The organism is Tenacibaculum piscium, from assembly GCF_021390715.1.
GTDB lineage: Bacteria > Bacteroidota > Bacteroidia > Flavobacteriales > Flavobacteriaceae > Polaribacter > Polaribacter piscius.
Genome location: NZ_JAJGWT010000001.1, coordinates 72,462 through 89,149 on the forward strand (window position 1 = coordinate 72,462; position 16,688 = coordinate 89,149).

Here is a 16,688-nt window from a genome sequence, read left to right on the forward strand (position 1 = left end):
AAATGATTCAAAATATAGAAAATATAGAACTTCAGTTTTTAACGCTTGATGATTACAAAGCTTTAAAAAAAGCAATGATTGAAGCTTATTCAACCATGCCTGATTCTTACTGGAAAGAATCACAAATAAAACGATTGATTGATAAATTTCCTAAAGGACAAGTTGTTATCAAAATTAATGGTGAATTAGCGGGTTGTGCCTTATCGATTGTAGTGGATTATGATAGTTTTGATGACAAACACACATATCAAGATATTACAGGAAAATACACCTTTGATACTCATAAAGAAGACGGCGATGTTCTATACGGAATTGATGTTTTTATAAAAGCAGAATACCGAGGCTTACGCCTAGGGAGAAGACTATATGATTATAGAAAAGAACTTGCTGAAAAATTAAATTTAAGAGGAATTGCCTTTGGAGGAAGGATTCCTAATTATCATAAGTTTGCAGCAACCTTATCACCAAAAGAATACATAACAAAAGTAAAACGAAAAGAAATTTATGATCCTGTTTTAAACTTTCAAATTTCAAATGATTTTCATCCAACAAAAATTTTAAATGGTTATTTAGAAGGTGATAATAATTCTGGAGAGTTTGCAGTACTATTAGAATGGGATAACATTTACTACAAGAAAATATCAAAAAAAGCAACGACTAAAAAAACAGTTGTTCGTTTAGGATTAATTCAGTGGCAAATGCGTTTGTATAAAAACTTAGAAGAATTAATGCAACAAGCAGAGTATTTTGTAGACGCCGTTTCGGCATACAGATCTGATTTTGCATTGTTCCCAGAATTTTTTAATGCTCCCTTAATGGCTGATAATAATCACTTGCCTGAATCCGAAGCAATTAGAGAATTAGCAAAGTATACGCCTAAAATTGTTCAAAAATTTTCGGAGTTGGCAATTACATACAACATCAATATTATTACTGGAAGTATGCCAGAGATTAAAGGTGAATTATTGTACAATGTAGGTTATATATGTAAAAGAGATGGAACTACAGAACGTTATGAAAAACTACACGTAACTCCTGATGAAGCAAAAGTTTGGGGAATGCAAGGTGGAAATGAACTTAAAACATTTGATACCGATTGTGGAAAAATAGGTGTTTTAATTTGTTATGATTCTGAATTTCCTGAATTAAGTAGATTATTAGCCGAAGAAGGTATGGATATATTATTCATTCCTTTTTTAACAGATACACAAAACGGATATTCAAGAGTAAGACATTGCGCACAAGCAAGAGCGATTGAAAATGAATGTTATGTTGCCATTGCAGGTAGTGTAGGAAATTTACCAAAAGTAAATAATATGGATATTCAGTATGCACAATCTATGGTATTTACACCTTGTGATTTTTCATTTCCTGCCAATGGAATAAAAGCCGAAGCTACCACAAATACCGAAATGATTTTAATTGCTGATGTCGATTTAGATTTATTAAAAGATTTAAATAAATTTGGTAGTGTACGAAATTTAAAAGATAGAAGAACAGATATATTTGAGGTACGTAAACTTCAAAAAAACAACTAAAAAAATGCAAAAACCAATTACAAATTTTATAGAAAAATATTTTTTACACTTTAACGCAGCATCTTTAGTCGATGCTGCCAAAGGGTATGAAACACAATTAGCTGAAGGATCTAAAATGTTAGTTTCATTAGCTGGAGCAATGAGTACTGCCGAATTAGGTAAAATATTTGCAGAGATGATTCGCCAAGAAAAAGTACATATTATTTCGTGTACAGGTGCAAACCTAGAGGAAGATGTGATGAATTTAGTTGCACATTCTCACTACAAACGCATTCCTAATTATCGTGATTTAACTCCACAAGATGAATGGGATTTATTGTTAAAAGGTTTAAACAGAGTTACAGACACGTGTATTCCTGAAGATGAGGCATTTAGGAGATTGCAAAAACACATTTTCAAAATTTGGAAAGATGCCGAAGATAATGATGAACGTTATTTTCCACATGAATACATGTATAAATTATTACTTTCAGGCGTATTAGAAGAGTATTATGAAATCGATTTAAAAGATTCATGGATGTATGCTGCTGCCGAAAAAAACTTACCAATTGTTGTTCCTGGATGGGAAGATTCTACGATGGGAAATATTTTTGCTTCTTACGTGATGAAGGGCGAATTAAAGGCTAGTACGATGAAATCAGGTATCGAATACATGACTTTTTTAGCTGATTGGTATACTGATAATTCTGATAATGGTATCGGATTTTTTCAAATAGGTGGTGGTATTGCTGGTGATTTTCCTATTTGTGTAGTGCCAATGTTATATCAAGATATGGAAAGAGAAGACACGCCTTTTTGGAGTTATTTCTGTCAAATTTCAGATTCAACAACAAGTTACGGTTCATACTCTGGAGCGGTACCAAATGAAAAAATAACTTGGGGAAAATTAGATGTTGACACGCCAAAGTTTATTATTGAAAGTGATGCGACTATTGTTGCGCCATTAATTTTCGCGTATCTTTTAGAGATGTAAATATGAAACGAGTAATTGTAGAATATAAAAAACTAACAACTGATATTTTAGATTTATTAATTGAAAAATATCCTGACGGTTATGATTATACGGATATTATTTCCTTTAAAAATAGCAAAGGAGAAACTATAAAAGCGGTAGAAGTTAAAACTGATGATACACTATATCTTGTAAAAATCAGTGCAATGTTAGAACAAACTATGGAAGATTATTTAGAAGATGAAGATTCTTTTGAAGAACTATAATCCGATAAATAAAAATTATTAGTGCTAGTTTTTTTTCAAAACGGTATCGAGAACTTTGCGGAGAAACTCAAATTCTCGATACTAATTTTAAGTATTGTATCATTATTTTCCAAAAAAACACGTAATCAAGTTGATTACGTGTTTTTTTATATATAATAGTAAGTACTATTTTATTAAATAGTTTCTCCTAATTCTTTTAATTTTGATGTATTTTCGGCAAGCATTAATTCGTCGATAATTTTCTGAATATCACCATTCATAATATTTGATAAATCGTATAACGTTAAACCAATTCTATGATCGGTCATACGTCCTTGCGGGAAATTATAGGTTCTAATTTTTGCAGATCTATCACCAGAAGTAACCATTGTTCCACGTTTTAAGGCATCTTCAGCATTTTTCTTTGCTAACTCCATTTCGTATAAACGAGAACGCAATACTTTAAAGGCTTTTTCCTTATTTTTATGTTGTGATTTTTGGTCTTGACATTGCGCAACTAAACCAGTAGGAATATGTGTTAAACGCACTGCTGAATACGTTGTATTTACCGATTGTCCTCCAGGTCCTGATGAACAGAAAAAGTCAATACGCACCTCTTTTGGATTAATTTCTACATCAAATTCTTCTGCTTCTGGGAAAACCATACACGTAGCTGCTGAAGTATGTACACGTCCTTGTGTTTCGGTTTGTGGCACACGTTGTACACGGTGTACTCCTGCTTCGAATTTTAGTGTTCCGTAAACGTCATCACCAGAAACCTCAAACTGAATTTCTTTAAAACCTCCATTTGTTCCTTCAGAATAATCTACTGTTGATACTTTCCATCCTCTACCTTCGCAGTATTTGGTATACATTCTAAATAATTCACCAGCAAAAATACTTGCTTCATCTCCTCCTGCTCCTGCTCTAAGTTCGACAACGGCATTTTTAGCGTCTTCAGGATCTTTAGGAATAAGCATGAATTTAATTTCATCTTCTAAAACAGGAATACGTTTTTTAGCATCATCCATTTCCATTTTAGCCATTTCGGTCATTTCGGCATCACTTCCGTCGGCTATAATTTCTTTTGCTTCTTCAATTGCATCGGTTAAGCTTTGATACTCCTCTCCTTTCTTAACAACTTTACCTAAATCTTTATATTCTTTACTTAACGCAACGTAGCGTTTTTGATCCATTATAACTTCTGGTTGGATAATTAAATCCGAAATTTCGTCATAACGTTGCTTTATAATTCTTAATTTGTCTAACATCTTCTAGCTTTTCTGGTGTGCGAATTTACGGATTTTATCGGAATTAATTCTAAAATTCATTTTACTAAATTATCTATTTAAATTTTCTATTGCTATTTTGTTGATAATTTTTGATACTAAAAAACCCAAAAATCAACAACTAAGTTTAATAATTGTTGGGTTTTGGGTTTTTTTAGATTTTCTCTAGAAGTTTTTTTTAGTAAATTAGCTTATTAATAAGCTAAAAAATTAATATTCAAAAGTTCCAAATTCACTATTTATGGTTAATTTTTTAGTTGCTGATGCTTCTACACGTCCTACAATTTGTGCGTTTACATTGTATGATTTTGAAATTGCGATAATATCTTGGGCAACTTCTGGCGATACATAAAGTTCCATTCTGTGTCCACAATTAAATACCTGATACATTTCTTTCCAATCTGTTTTCGATTGTTCTTGTATCAGTTTAAATAAAGGCGGAACTGGAAACATGTTCTCTTTTACAATATGTAATTCATCAACAAAATGCAAAATTTTAGTTTGCGCTCCACCAGAACAATGAATCATTCCGTGAACTATATCAGCATTAAATTTTGATAAAATTTCTTTAATAATTGGTGCGTATGTTCTTGTTGGCGATAACACTAATTTCCCAGCATCAATTGGAGAATTTTCAACAGCATCTGTTAATTTCATTTTCCCAGAATACACTAAATCTGCAGGAACTGCATCGTCAAAACTCTCTGGATATTTGGTTGCTAAATAGTTATCAAAAACATCATGACGTGCCGATGTTAATCCATTAGAACCCATTCCGCCATTGTACTGTGTTTCATAAGTTGCTTGTCCGAAAGATTCCAAACCAACAATTACGTCACCAGCTTTAATGTTTGCATTATCGATAACATCGCTACGTTTCATGCGTGCTGTTACGGTCGAATCGACAATAATGGTACGAACTAAATCACCAACATCGGCAGTTTCGCCACCTGTTGAATGAATTGTTACACCAAAACCTTTTAAATCTTCGATTAACTCTTCCGTTCCGTTGATAATTGCTGCTAATACTTCACCAGGAATTTTACTTTTGTTACGTCCGATTGTGCTAGAAAGCAGTATATTATCGGTAGCTCCAACACATAATAAATCATCAATATTCATGATTAAAGCATCTTGTGCAATTCCTTTCCAAACAGAGATATCACCTGTTTCTTTCCAGTACATATAGGCTAACGAAGATTTTGTTCCTGCTCCGTCGGCGTGCATTATTAGGCAATAATCTTCATCATTGGTTAAATAATCAGGTACGATTTTGCAAAAGGCTTTTGGAAATAATCCTTTATCGATATTTTTTATTGCATTATGAACATCTTCTTTAGATGCTGATACGCCTCGTTGTGCGTAGCGTTTAGAAACTTCGTTACTCATTATGTTCTGTGTGTTCTGTTGTTGTTGGTTGCAAATTTAATTAATCTTTTTAAATAAACTTTTTAATTAAATTTTTAATTGAATTTTTATTTTTTATCTGATAAATAATAATTCTCGATATTTTGTTAGTGGCCATAAATTATCATCGACCATTAATTCTAATTTATCGCAATGATATCGAATTTGGTTAAAAAACGGTTTTACTTTATAGCAATAATTATCGGCATTTTTTTGTCCGTGTAATTTATTTGCCTCTTTACGTTCTTCTGTCATTTTTTCAACATTGGAATTTATTCCTGTAATATGTGCTGATATTTTTTTTATAAGTTCGATTTGTTCTTTGGCATAATTTTGAAAATCATTTCCGAAGATTTCTTTCAATCCTTTTACGTTTTCTATTAAGGTATTTTGATATTGAATTGCCGTTGGGATTACATGATTTCTAGCAATATCTGCGAGTACTCTGCTTTCAATTTGGATTTGTTTCGAATATTTTTCGAGTTCAATTTCGTGTCTTGCGATAACTTCGATGTTGCTCATTACTTTCATTTCTTGAAAAAGTGCGATTGATTTTTCAGAAATTTTAGTTTTTAATGCTTCAGGTGTTGTTTTATGATTGCTTAATCCTCTTTTTTCGGCTTCTTTTTCCCATTCGATTCCGTATCCATCGCCTTCAAATCTAATTTTTTTGGATGCTTTAATATATTCTCTTAATACATTAAAAACAGCTTCATCTTTTTTCAGATTTTTGACCTCTACTAATTCATCAACTTCAATTTTAAATTCTTTTAATTGCTTTGCGATAATGGTATTTAAAATCGTCATTGGTTCGGCACAATTTGCCCATGAACCTACGGCACGTAATTCGAATTTATTTCCTGTAAAAGCAAAGGGAGATGTTCTATTTCTATCGGTATTATCGAGTAAAATTTCGGGAATTTTCCCGACAATATTTAATTTCAGGTCTGTTTTTTCTTTGGGTGATAATTTTCCTTTGGTTACGTTTTCGAGTTCGTCCAATACGGCGGATAATTGCGAGCCAATAAATACCGACATAATTGCCAAAGGTGCTTCATTTGCTCCTAACCTGTGATCGTTACTAGCACTTGCGATAGATGCTCTTAATAATTCTTCATAATCATGAACAGCTTTAATTGTATTTACAAAAAAGGTTAAGAATTGTAAATTTTTCATAGGAGTTTTCCCAGGACTTAATAAATTAACGCCTGTATTGGTTACTAGCGACCAGTTATTATGTTTTCCTGAACCGTTAATTCCTTGAAATGGTTTTTCATGAAACAATACTTTAAATTGATGACGTTGTGATACTTTTTCCATGACATCCATCAATAATGAATTATGGTCAACGGCTAAATTAGCTTCTTCAAAAATGGGTGCTAATTCAAATTGATTTGGTGCTACTTCATTATGACGTGTTTTTACAGGAACGCCTAAAAGCATCGATTCTTGTTCTAAATCACGCATAAAACTCATGACTCTATCAGGGATTGACCCAAAATAATGGTCGTCTAATTGTTGTCCTTTTGCGGGAGAATGTCCTAAAAGTGTTCTTCCTGTCATCATTAAATCTGGTCGAGCAATTGCTAAAGCGGTATCAATCAAAAAATATTCTTGCTCCCATCCTAAAGTTGCATTTACTTTTGATACATTTTTATCAAAATACTTACAAACTGCCGTTGCTGTTGTGTCGAGTGCTTGCAAGGCTTTTAATAACGGTGCTTTATTGTCTAGTGCTTCGCCTGTATAGGCGACAAAAACTGTTGGAATACATAATGTTGTTCCATATATAAATGCAGGTGATGTTGGATCCCAAGCAGTATATCCACGGGCTTCAAAGGTGTTTCTTATCCCGCCGTGCGGAAAACTAGAAGCGTCAGGTTCTTGTTGCACTAATTTACCACCGTCAAAATGTTCCATCGCGCCTCCACCCTGAACTGTTTCAAAAAAAGCGTCGTGTTTTTCCGCTGTTGCGCCCGTTAAAGGCTGAAACCAATGTGTATAATGAGTCGCATTTTTAGATAATGCCCAATCTTTCATACTTACCGCAATTTGATCGGCTATTTTTCGATCTATTTTAGTGCCAAATTCAATAGCATCCATCACACTTTTATACGCATCTTTTGTCATATATTGACGCATCGCTTGTTCATTAAAAACATTTTTTCCAAACAATTCTGAACGACGTCCTTTCTCTTCTATAAAAACAGGTTTTCGATGTAAAGTTTCTTGTAAAGCGCTAAATCTTAAAGTTGACATTATATATAGGTGTTATAAAATAGTTATAAAGTGTGAAAAATGAAATAAAAGATATGAAAAATATAAAAGATATGAAATCGAACATCAAAAGTACACAATTTTATCAATTATAAAGAATACCCCTATAAAAAACAGGGGTAAATTATTTTAAAGTTAATTTTAAGTTTTTTACCCCTATAAATTTTAACATATAATATAAATTATTTATTTTTGCATCGAATTTGATTATAAAAAATATAGATTCTTATAGTATCATGGCAAAAATTAAGTTAGAGTACATTTGGTTAGACGGTTACAAACCAACGCAAAACCTACGAAGTAAAACAAAAGTTGAAGAACACGAAAATTTTCAAGGAACTCTTGAGGAATTAAAAAATTGGTCTTTTGATGGCTCATCAACAAGACAAGCTTCAGGAGGCGCTTCTGATTGTGTTTTAAAACCTGTTGCAATTTATCCTGATCCTGCTCGTATTAACGGATATTTAGTAATGAATGAAGTATTAAATGCTGATGGAACTCCGCATGAATCTAACGCTCGTGCTTCTATTAATGATGATAATAACGATTTCTGGTTCGGTTTTGAACAAGAATATTTTATCATGGATAGAAAAACACAACTTCCTTTAGGATTTCCTGTTGGCGGATATCCTGGACCTCAAGGAATGTATTATTGTTCAGTTGGCGGAAAAAATACACATGGAAGAGATTTCGTAGAACAACATGCTGATTTATGTATCGATGCAGGTTTAAATTTTGAAGGAATTAATCAAGAAGTTGCTTCAGGACAATGGGAATTTCAATTATTTGCAAAAGGTGCTAAAATAGCTGGTGATGAAATCTGGATTGCTCGTTATTTATTAGATAGATTAACTGAACAATATGGTTATTATATTGAATATCATCCAAAACCTGTAAAAGGAGATTGGAATGGTTCAGGAATGCACGCAAATTTCTCAAATACCGTATTAAGAACTTGTGGTTCTAAGGAAATTTACATGAAGGTTTGTGAAGCGTTTAGACCAGTAACTAAAGAACATATTGATATTTACGGAGCTTATAACGACCAACGTTTAACAGGTTTACACGAAACGGCAGCTATTACAGATTTCAGTTATGGTATTTCTGATAGAGGTGCTTCAATTCGTATTCCTATTTTAACAGTTGATAGCGGTTGGAAAGGATATTTAGAAGACAGAAGACCTGCTTCAAACGGAGATCCTTATAAAATTGCATCAAGAATTATACAAACAGTAAAACCAGTTTGTGATAATTTATAAAATCTTATAAAAAATTATAAATTTTAGATATCAAAAAAGCCTTTAAAGTAATTTAAAGGCTTTTTTATGTGATGTTATTTTATACTAAAAATTATTTGAAGCTATTTCCCGCTTTCCGCACTCGCTTTTTTTATTTTTCAAAAGAAAAAAATAAAAAAGAGCTCAAACAATTGCTTCAATCGGGGCTAGGCATTTTTGCTAATTTTGATAATTTTAGAAATTAATTATAATTTTATCACAAAAATTCATAAATAAACTGTCAGTTCGAGTGATTTTTTTCCTTTAAAAAAATGGTATCGAGAACTTTTTAAGTATCAATTTCTCGATACAATATTTAATTCCTTCTTGTCATTAAAATCACTCGAATCGACAAATTCAATTTAAACAGACTCTAGCTTAAAAAATATATTTAACTCAATTTTAGATATACAAAAACAGTATAAGCTACTAATAATAGGATTCCGTGTACCCAATTTAAACGCAATTTCTTTGGAAAAAACGCAAATGGTAATACGATAAATGAAATGGCAAGCATCCAATAAATATCGCTATTTACTAAACTTAACGCATCATTTTCCAATTGTATCGGTGTAATAATGGCGGTAATTCCTAAAACTGCCAAGATATTAAACACGTTCGAACCGATTAAATTCCCTAAAGAAATAGCTTTTTCTTTCTTCAAAACTGCAATTATTGATGCCGCTAATTCTGGTACACTTGTTCCTACGGAAACGACAGTAACTCCAATAATAGCATCACTTACACCCATATTTTTAGCCAAACTTGTTGCTCCTTCGATTAACCATTCCGAACCCAACCATAAACAAAAACCACCAATCACTAAGAATAAGATAATTTTATACAACGGCATCTCCTCTTCCTCTTCTGATATTTCATCAACAACAACCGTATTTTTTTGAAAACGTAATAAATACACTAAAAATGCAATTAACATTGTAAATAAAATAATACCTTCATAGCGTTGAATCGTATAATCAAAGGCGATAAAAAAATATAACAATCCAGAGGCAAGCATCATTACGGGCCAATCAGTTTTATAAAAACTTTTTTCAACTTCAATGGTGGATAAGATTATCGTAATCCCTAAAACCAAACCTAAATTTGCAATATTAGAACCAATTACATTTCCTACCGCCAAGCCAGTAGCACCACTTAATGCCGATTTAATACTAACTATTAGTTCTGGTGCAGAGGTTGCAAAAGAAACTACCGTCATCCCGATGACAACTTTAGAAATATTTAATTTTAATGACAATCCTACCGCTGCTTTTAACAACCAATTCCCTCCAAGAACCAGTAGTAACAACCCTAATACTATGTAAATGATACTCATTTTTTATATTTTTTTACAAAGATAGTACATTGATTATAATTTTTATAGCAAAATAAAAATGCTATATTTCACTTAAATTTTAAAACTGATTTTTATAAAGATATTAAGTGATTAATTGTTAAAATATACTAGAATATGACAGAAAAAAGAATAAAATTTTGTATTTTAATTACTTGTAATCTATAAAACTAAAAAATTCAACGATGAAAGAACACATAAAGGTATACACAGGAACAACAATTTTAACAAATCGACTTGCTTTTTTATTAGATGAGGCAAAAATTCCGACATTAATTAAGGACACAAAAGAATCTGGAAGATTAGCAGGTTTTGGTGCTACGGGAGATTCTTGTGAATTATTCATTTATAAAGCTGATTATAAGGATGCTGAAAAAATAATTATCGACTTTAAAAAAGAGGTAAATTAAATTTCTGAAAATAAAATAAAAAAAAGTGCTATTTTATTTTTTAGAACCGAAAAACAGTTGTAGATTTGCACTCGCAATACGGCCTCGTGGCGCAACTGAATAGCGCACTTGATTACGGCTCAAGAGGTTGCTGGTTTGAATCCAGCCGAGGTCACAAAAAAACACTAAGAATTATATTCTTAGTGTTTTTTATTTGACCACATTTTACCCGTAAACACTGGTTAAATGCCTTATTTTTAAATTTTATTTAATATAGTTTTATTCCAAAACGAGTGGTTTACTTACTAAAATTGGTACAATTAAGAAAAAATAGTATAAAAATATACCATACTAAAATGGCTTTTTTCCAGACAATCGAATTAATTTGAATGATTAGACTATATAAAACAAAATTCAACAAGTTTTTTCGTTTCTAAATTGATTACCTTAATATCCTTTGAATTAAATTTTCTTCTATTACTTTATCTAGCAATTCAAATTAATTCCCATTCATTGCACGATTACATAAAAATCAGAAAAGTAAACGCTAAAATTATTTTTTATCATATTTCGTATTGTTTTTAATCTTTTTTGAAGTTTTAAAACCAATAAATATATGCTACTTTAAAAAAATCACAAGAAATTAGGATAAAATAATCAACATAAAAACAACTGCTATAAAAAAGACCCTAAGCTTTCGCTTAAGGCCTTTTCGTCTAACCAAACTTAGTATAAAAACTAACTACTACTATCTTTAAACTCTTAAATTTTTTTTAAACTTCTCTAAAACTTCTCTTTTATTGAATTATCCTAAAAAAGGATACTGTAAAAACGCTTCAACAAAGAGAAGTTTAAAAAGGGGACTTCAATTTAAGGCTATTATATTTTACTGATATTTAATAGATTCTACACACTTATGACACATTTATTAATTAAAGGTCACATAAAAACAAAAAAAAACTCAAAAAATTTTTTTTTTGAGTTTTTAATATAAGTATTTTCTTAAAAATACCCGATGTTCAGGAATTGATTTATCATAATTTCTCACTAAAACCTCTAGTATTTCTGGAGGCTTAACACCAATTTCTGATACTTCTTTATATTTAGAAACATATAAATTATAGGTTTCTTTATCTTTTTCAAAAATTAAAAAATGTTCTTCATTTAAAATGGCATAACAAATTTCATTTCCTAAAAAACTTGCTGATTCATCCTTAAAAAAATCAGAAAATTCGTAATACCTAAAAATATTTTCCATATTAAATTATTTCTGCAGATAATCCTAATTCTAGTAATTTACTACATCTTGGTTCTAAGTCTTTATATTCGCCTGTTTTCACGGCACATTTTCCTTTATGATGAACCAAAATAGAACATTGTTCTGCTTGTTCCAATGTGTGTTCACAAACATCGACCAAACTATCAATTACAAAATCGAACGAATTTACATCATCATTATGTAAAATAATTTCATGCTTTTTTGTTTCTTGAATTAAAACATCTAGCTCTTCTTGTATTTTTTCTATTGTGCTCATTTGTGGATATTTAGTACTATTTTATGCTTTTTTTTGATACTGCAAAGCTACCCAATTATTTCTTTTTATTGTTTTATTTAATGTTAAACCGTATTTTGAAACTTCGGCATCTATAATTGGAATATCTTCACTATAAAAACCGCTTAACAATAGAACACCTGTTTTATTTAGGCAATTTGTATAGGTTTTCATATCGTTTAATAAAATATTACGATTGATATTCGCGATAATAACATCATATTTTTTATCGGTTAAAAGTGATGAATCACCTTCAAAAACTGAAATATTTTTACAACCATTTCTTGTTACATTTTCTACGGAATTTTCGTAACACCAAGCATCGATATCGATAGCATCAATAGGATTTGCACCTTTCATTTCAGCAAAAATTGCTAAAATTCCTGTTCCGCATCCCATATCGAGCACTTTTTTATCCGCAACATCTAGATTGATTAAATGTTGTACCATCATGTGTGTTGTTTCGTGATGTCCTGTACCGAAACTCATTTTCGGTTCGATAACAATATCGTATTTTAATTGAGGATTTTCATGAAATGGCGCTCGGATACTTACTAAATCATCTACTTGAATTTGATTAAAATTCTTTTCCCATTCGGCATTCCAATTGGTTTGTTCAATTTCTTTTTGTTCAAAATTGATGGTAAAATCAGCAGATTTTAAAATAAAAATAGCATCTAATATAGTTTCTTTCCAGTCATTTTTTTGAATATATGCGGTAACGCCATTTTCATTTTCGACAAAACTTTCAAAACCAACGTCACCTAATTCAGCGATTAAAATTTCTGTTGCGGGTTCTTTTGGGCTTATTTCAAAAATATATTCTATATAAATATTATCCATTTTTTTTAACTTCTCTTGATTTTTTTGTTGATTTCTGTTGATTTCTCTTACTTAAATTGCGTTAACAATTGCTAAAAAATCTTTAGCATTTAAAGCTGCACCTCCAATTAATCCGCCATCGACATCTTGTTTTGAAAAAATTTCTTTGGCATTTTCGGGTTTTACGCTTCCGCCATACAATATTGAAATATTTTCTGCTATTTCATTTCCGTATTTTTTAGCGATTGTTTTCCTTACAAAACTGTGGATTTCTTGTGCTTGTCCAGCCGATGCTGTTTCTCCCGTTCCGATTGCCCAAACAGGTTCGTAGGCTAAGATAATATTTTTAAAATCTTCTTTTTTTAGATGAAATAAGCCATTTTTCAATTGATTTTCAACAATTTCAAAATGATTTTCAAGTTTTCTATCTTCTAAAACTTCGCCAAAACAAAAGATAACTTCTAAGTTATTTTGAAGAGCTGTTGTTACTTTTTGAGCAAGAATTGCATCGGTTTCGCCAAAATATTCTCTTCTTTCAGAATGTCCTAAAATCACTAACTTCAAACCTAAATTAGTCAGCATATCAGCAGAAATTTCGCCTGTAAAAGCACCATTATCAGCTTGATGCATATTTTGTGCGGCTACTTCAATATTTGATTTTTTTGTTTTTTTAACAGCCGTATTTAAATTCACAAAACTCGGTGCTATAATTACTCTGGTAGTATCACTTATTTGCTTGTCTGCCTGCTTTTTAAGTTCCTTGATTAACGTTTTAGTTTGGTCAAGATTATTATTCATTTTCCAGTTACCTGCAACTATCTTTTTTCTCAAAATTATGTTCTAATTTATAATTTAAACGTTACTAATTAGTGTTTTACTATTAGTGTTTTTATGATTAATATTTTATCCTTTTTATTATTCTTTTAAAGCTGCTTCTAACCTTGGATCAAACGGTTCTGTTACATTTGATAACGAAATAATTCCAAGCTCATTAACGACCATATAACCTGGTATATCTTTAATTCCTAATCCTTTAGCATATCCTCCTTTTAATGCATTAGACATAAAATAATGATCTCCTTCTATATTAAAAAATCGTTCTATTCCTTTTTTCCAATGTGGAATTGTTTTATCTATTGATAAGAAAACAAAAACAACGTCAGGATTTTTGGCTTTTAATTCTTTAATTTTTGGCGTTCCAGAAACACATTCAGAACACCAAGAGGCACATACCTCAAACATTACTTTTTTACCTTTATATTTTTCTAAAATTTCTCTAAAAGTGATTGTTTCCTCTTGAATTGTTAAAAATTTTTCATTTAAAACTTCTTCAGGAAATGGTGATGGTTTTTCACCACCACAAGAGGCTAATACAATAAAGATAAATGCGTAAATAATTTTTTTCATAACTTTTTTTTTAATATTTTCACTAACTATTTCGGCTAAAAATACGTTATTTTTTTAATATTTTACCTATAAAATCATCGGTAATTTTTGTTTCATTAAAAACAGTTATTGCTCCATTTTCAGCAATTAATAAATAGCGAGGAATCCAATTTACCCCCAAAAACTTCGCAAATTTTCCTTCCCAGCCCGATTGCATAAAATAATGTTGTCCTTTTAGATTTAGGCGATGAACAGCAGTTTCCCAGGATTCTAAATCTTTATCAAGCGACAAATATACAAATACTACCGTTGGATTTTCGGCTTGAAGTTTTTTAACATCAGGCAGACTCTCTAAGCAATCTTTACACCACGAAGCCCACACATCAATCACTATTTTTTTTCCTTTATTTTGTGATAAAATATCTTTAAAAAGTACTTCTTCTATTTCTCTTTCTGTTTTATTTTGATTTTGATTTTGATTTTGATTCTTTATACCGAATGAAATAAAAGTATCGTTTAAGGCTTCTTTTGAAAATTCGGTAGGGTTTTTAAGAGAACAATTCCCTAAAAAAAATCCTGTAAAAATTAATAGTATATATTTTATCATCTTGATTATTTATTTTACTTAAAGTTGGTTTAAATTATTTTACTTTTGAAACTTTTGATGCTTTAAAAAGCGTAATTTTCTGTTTTTCATCAATCATGATAAATCTCGGAATTGTTTTGAGTTTTAAAAATTTCGCTAATTTCCCTTTTCCTTTTTTCGGAATATAATAATATTCTCCTTTTATGTTGTTGTTTTTTTTGATGTTTTCAAGTCCTCTTTTCCAATCAAAATAAGAATGATCGACCGATAAAAACACATATTTTATCGCTGGATTTTTTTGTTGAAATTCCAAAACCTCTTTAAAACTTCGCTGACTAATTGGGCAATAGGTTGCAAAAATTTGTATAAATTGCTTCTTATTTTTATTTTTTTGAAAGATTTCTCTTAAAGTTATCGAATCTCGATGTATGGTTACTAATTTTTCTGATAACGCATCCGAAGAAAAATATTTAGGCTGAAAAACAGCACAACTTTGTAATACTAAAAACAGCATAAAAATAAAAAAATACTTCATTTTAACTTAATTTAATCCGTGGATCTAACCAACTATAAATAACATCTACTAAGATATTTATCAAAATAAATAACGTAGCGATAACCAATACACTCCCCATTATTACGGGCAAATCGAGTGTATTCAACGAATTTACGATTTCTTTTCCTAATCCGTTCCAATTGAAAATATATTCGACAAAAACGGCACCTGCCAACATCGAAGCAAACCAACCTGAAATTGCCGTTACTACTGGGTTTAACGAGTTTTTTAAGGCGTGTTTTTTAAGTACTTGATATTCAGTTAATCCTTTTGCTCTTGCGGTTCGGATATAATCTTGTTGTAGGGTTTCTAATAACGAATTTCGCATCAATTGAATCACCACCGCCAATGGACGAATGCCTAATACAATCGCTGGTAACACCAAATTTTTCCACTCAATACGGATTCCTTCGCCAAAATCATCGACTTCATATAAACTTCCTGTCATTTCTAATCCTGTGAATTTATGCAATACAAATCCGAAGAACCAAGCCACTAAAATTGCCGAAAAAAAAGACGGAACACTCATTCCTAAAGTACTGATAATCGCTATGATTTTATCAAAAAAAGTATCTTTATATAATGCCGATAAAATTCCTAAAATAATTCCTAAAAATAACGCAATCGCAATGGAAAAAATGGCTAAAACGGCCGTATTTGGCAACGTTTCTACAATAACTTCCGATACATTTTTACCGTTTTTCTGAAAAGATTGTCGTAAATACGGATATTTTAATACAATATTCGTTCCATTTATTTGGATTATTTTCTGAAAAGAATATTTTTCTTCGGATAAAAAAGTATAATCTCCCGAAAAATCACTGTGAAATGATAACGGCGAAACATCATTTAAATAATATAAATATTGCGTAGATATCGGCTTATCAAAACCGTATTTCTTTCTGATATTTTCAAGCTGTTTGGTATCTTCTCGTTGATCTAACATCATTCTAGCAGGGTCGCCTGGCAACACATTGAACAAAAAAAAGATAACTGTAACAACTCCAAAAAGTGTTAAAAATCCGTAGAAAATTTTATGAATTATATATTGAAACAT

At 30.8% G+C, this 16,688-nt stretch carries 17 protein-coding genes and 1 tRNA gene; 6 read left to right on the forward strand and 12 right to left on the reverse strand.

Annotated elements, in window-relative coordinates:
* The first annotated feature begins 2 nt into the window (after positions 1 to 2).
* The 3 genes from L0U77_RS00320 to L0U77_RS00330 are packed head-to-tail and all read left to right on the forward strand — an operon-like array spanning position 3 to position 2,756.
* Positions 3 to 1,538 carry a carbon-nitrogen hydrolase family protein gene (locus L0U77_RS00320; RefSeq protein WP_233884029.1) on the forward strand — a complete coding sequence of 512 codons (1,536 nt, stop codon included), beginning with the start codon at positions 3 to 5 and terminating at the stop codon, positions 1,536 to 1,538.
* A gap of 4 nt (positions 1,539 to 1,542) precedes the next feature.
* A complete protein-coding gene (locus L0U77_RS00325; protein WP_233897060.1) occupies positions 1,543 to 2,511 on the forward strand; it encodes a deoxyhypusine synthase family protein in 969 nt (322 codons plus the stop codon).
* Positions 2,512 to 2,513: 2 nt separating this feature from the next.
* The gene (locus tag L0U77_RS00330; RefSeq protein WP_101916430.1) at positions 2,514 to 2,756 is read left to right on the forward strand and encodes a hypothetical protein; all 243 of its coding nucleotides are present in this window, start codon (positions 2,514 to 2,516) and stop codon (positions 2,754 to 2,756) included.
* Between the two features lie 173 nt (positions 2,757 to 2,929).
* On the opposite strand, the gene prfA is transcribed toward L0U77_RS00330, so the two are convergent.
* The 3 genes from prfA to L0U77_RS00345 form a co-directional block, all read right to left on the reverse strand.
* On the reverse strand, positions 2,930 to 4,006 hold the full coding sequence (prfA, locus tag L0U77_RS00335) for a peptide chain release factor 1 (RefSeq protein WP_233884024.1): 1,077 nt from the start codon (positions 4,004 to 4,006) through the stop codon (positions 2,930 to 2,932).
* Positions 4,007 to 4,234: 228 nt separating this feature from the next.
* Positions 4,235 to 5,413 (reverse strand): AIR synthase related protein, encoded by a 1,179-nt coding sequence (locus tag L0U77_RS00340; RefSeq protein ID WP_233900567.1) that lies wholly within the window; start codon positions 5,411 to 5,413, stop codon positions 4,235 to 4,237.
* 93 nt (positions 5,414 to 5,506) lie between these two features.
* Positions 5,507 to 7,690: a glutamine synthetase III family protein gene (locus L0U77_RS00345; RefSeq protein WP_233897056.1), complete on the reverse strand. Its 2,184-nt coding sequence runs from the start codon at positions 7,688 to 7,690 to the stop codon at positions 5,507 to 5,509.
* A 254-nt stretch (positions 7,691 to 7,944) separates the two neighbouring features.
* On the opposite strand from L0U77_RS00345, the gene L0U77_RS00350 reads away from it, so the two are divergent.
* Positions 7,945 to 8,967 (forward strand): glutamine synthetase beta-grasp domain-containing protein, encoded by a 1,023-nt coding sequence (locus L0U77_RS00350; RefSeq protein ID WP_101916426.1) that lies wholly within the window; start codon positions 7,945 to 7,947, stop codon positions 8,965 to 8,967.
* 409 nt (positions 8,968 to 9,376) lie between these two features.
* Here L0U77_RS00350 and L0U77_RS00355 read toward each other — a convergent pair whose 3' ends face one another.
* On the reverse strand, positions 9,377 to 10,321 hold the full coding sequence (locus L0U77_RS00355; RefSeq protein WP_101916425.1) for a calcium/sodium antiporter: 945 nt from the start codon (positions 10,319 to 10,321) through the stop codon (positions 9,377 to 9,379).
* Positions 10,322 to 10,524: 203 nt separating this feature from the next.
* Between L0U77_RS00355 and L0U77_RS00360 the strand changes: the two genes are divergently transcribed.
* On the forward strand, positions 10,525 to 10,749 hold the full coding sequence (locus tag L0U77_RS00360; protein ID WP_101916424.1) for a putative signal transducing protein: 225 nt from the start codon (positions 10,525 to 10,527) through the stop codon (positions 10,747 to 10,749).
* Between the two features lie 80 nt (positions 10,750 to 10,829).
* Positions 10,830 to 10,903, forward strand: a tRNA-Arg gene (locus tag L0U77_RS00365).
* 810 nt (positions 10,904 to 11,713) lie between these two features.
* Here the strand turns inward: L0U77_RS00365 and L0U77_RS00370 are convergent.
* The 8 genes from L0U77_RS00370 to L0U77_RS00405 form a co-directional block, all read right to left on the reverse strand.
* Positions 11,714 to 11,986, reverse strand: coding sequence for a hypothetical protein (locus tag L0U77_RS00370; protein WP_233884018.1), 273 nt, complete (start codon positions 11,984 to 11,986; stop codon positions 11,714 to 11,716).
* Between the two features lies 1 nt (position 11,987).
* A complete protein-coding gene (locus L0U77_RS00375; protein WP_101917878.1) occupies positions 11,988 to 12,263 on the reverse strand; it encodes an ATP-dependent Clp protease adaptor ClpS in 276 nt (91 codons plus the stop codon).
* A gap of 21 nt (positions 12,264 to 12,284) precedes the next feature.
* Positions 12,285 to 13,124, reverse strand: a complete 840-nt coding sequence (gene prmA / locus L0U77_RS00380) for a 50S ribosomal protein L11 methyltransferase (protein ID WP_101917879.1) — start codon at positions 13,122 to 13,124, stop codon at positions 12,285 to 12,287.
* 51 nt (positions 13,125 to 13,175) lie between these two features.
* Entirely contained in the window at positions 13,176 to 13,934 is a 759-nt protein-coding gene (gene tpiA / locus L0U77_RS00385; RefSeq protein WP_233884015.1) for a triose-phosphate isomerase, read from the reverse strand.
* An 84-nt stretch (positions 13,935 to 14,018) separates the two neighbouring features.
* Positions 14,019 to 14,510, reverse strand: coding sequence for a TlpA family protein disulfide reductase (locus L0U77_RS00390; RefSeq protein WP_233884014.1), 492 nt, complete (start codon positions 14,508 to 14,510; stop codon positions 14,019 to 14,021).
* A 46-nt stretch (positions 14,511 to 14,556) separates the two neighbouring features.
* Positions 14,557 to 15,096, reverse strand: coding sequence for a TlpA family protein disulfide reductase (locus L0U77_RS00395; protein ID WP_233897049.1), 540 nt, complete (start codon positions 15,094 to 15,096; stop codon positions 14,557 to 14,559).
* A gap of 34 nt (positions 15,097 to 15,130) precedes the next feature.
* Positions 15,131 to 15,610, reverse strand: coding sequence for a TlpA family protein disulfide reductase (locus L0U77_RS00400; protein ID WP_233897048.1), 480 nt, complete (start codon positions 15,608 to 15,610; stop codon positions 15,131 to 15,133).
* A 1-nt stretch (position 15,611) separates the two neighbouring features.
* Positions 15,612 to 16,688 (reverse strand): ABC transporter permease, encoded by a 1,077-nt coding sequence (locus L0U77_RS00405; RefSeq protein ID WP_233897047.1) that lies wholly within the window; start codon positions 16,686 to 16,688, stop codon positions 15,612 to 15,614.

Bases quoted from the DNA above. Each gene is read 5' to 3' on its own strand.
- L0U77_RS00400 (WP_233897048.1), bottom strand. From the start codon at position 15,610: ATGAAGTATTTTTTTATTTTTATGCTGTTTTTAGTATTACAAAGTTGT.
- L0U77_RS00375 (WP_101917878.1), bottom strand. From the start codon at position 12,263: ATGAGCACAATAGAAAAAATACAAGAAGAGCTAGATGTTTTAATTCAA.
- prmA (WP_101917879.1), bottom strand. From the start codon at position 13,124: ATGGATAATATTTATATAGAATATATTTTTGAAATAAGCCCAAAAGAA.
- L0U77_RS00355 (WP_101916425.1), bottom strand. From the start codon at position 10,321: ATGAGTATCATTTACATAGTATTAGGGTTGTTACTACTGGTTCTTGGA.
- prfA (WP_233884024.1), bottom strand. From the start codon at position 4,006: ATGTTAGACAAATTAAGAATTATAAAGCAACGTTATGACGAAATTTCG.
- L0U77_RS00340 (WP_233900567.1), bottom strand. From the start codon at position 5,413: ATGAGTAACGAAGTTTCTAAACGCTACGCACAACGAGGCGTATCAGCA.
- L0U77_RS00370 (WP_233884018.1), bottom strand. From the start codon at position 11,986: ATGGAAAATATTTTTAGGTATTACGAATTTTCTGATTTTTTTAAGGAT.
- L0U77_RS00320 (WP_233884029.1), top strand. From the start codon at position 3: ATGATTCAAAATATAGAAAATATAGAACTTCAGTTTTTAACGCTTGAT.
- L0U77_RS00360 (WP_101916424.1), top strand. From the start codon at position 10,525: ATGAAAGAACACATAAAGGTATACACAGGAACAACAATTTTAACAAAT.
- L0U77_RS00405 (WP_233897047.1), bottom strand. From the start codon at position 16,688: ATGTTTCAATATATAATTCATAAAATTTTCTACGGATTTTTAACACTT.
- L0U77_RS00345 (WP_233897056.1), bottom strand. From the start codon at position 7,690: ATGTCAACTTTAAGATTTAGCGCTTTACAAGAAACTTTACATCGAAAA.
- L0U77_RS00330 (WP_101916430.1), top strand. From the start codon at position 2,514: ATGAAACGAGTAATTGTAGAATATAAAAAACTAACAACTGATATTTTA.
- L0U77_RS00350 (WP_101916426.1), top strand. From the start codon at position 7,945: ATGGCAAAAATTAAGTTAGAGTACATTTGGTTAGACGGTTACAAACCA.
- L0U77_RS00325 (WP_233897060.1), top strand. From the start codon at position 1,543: ATGCAAAAACCAATTACAAATTTTATAGAAAAATATTTTTTACACTTT.
- L0U77_RS00395 (WP_233897049.1), bottom strand. From the start codon at position 15,096: ATGATAAAATATATACTATTAATTTTTACAGGATTTTTTTTAGGGAAT.
- L0U77_RS00390 (WP_233884014.1), bottom strand. From the start codon at position 14,510: ATGAAAAAAATTATTTACGCATTTATCTTTATTGTATTAGCCTCTTGT.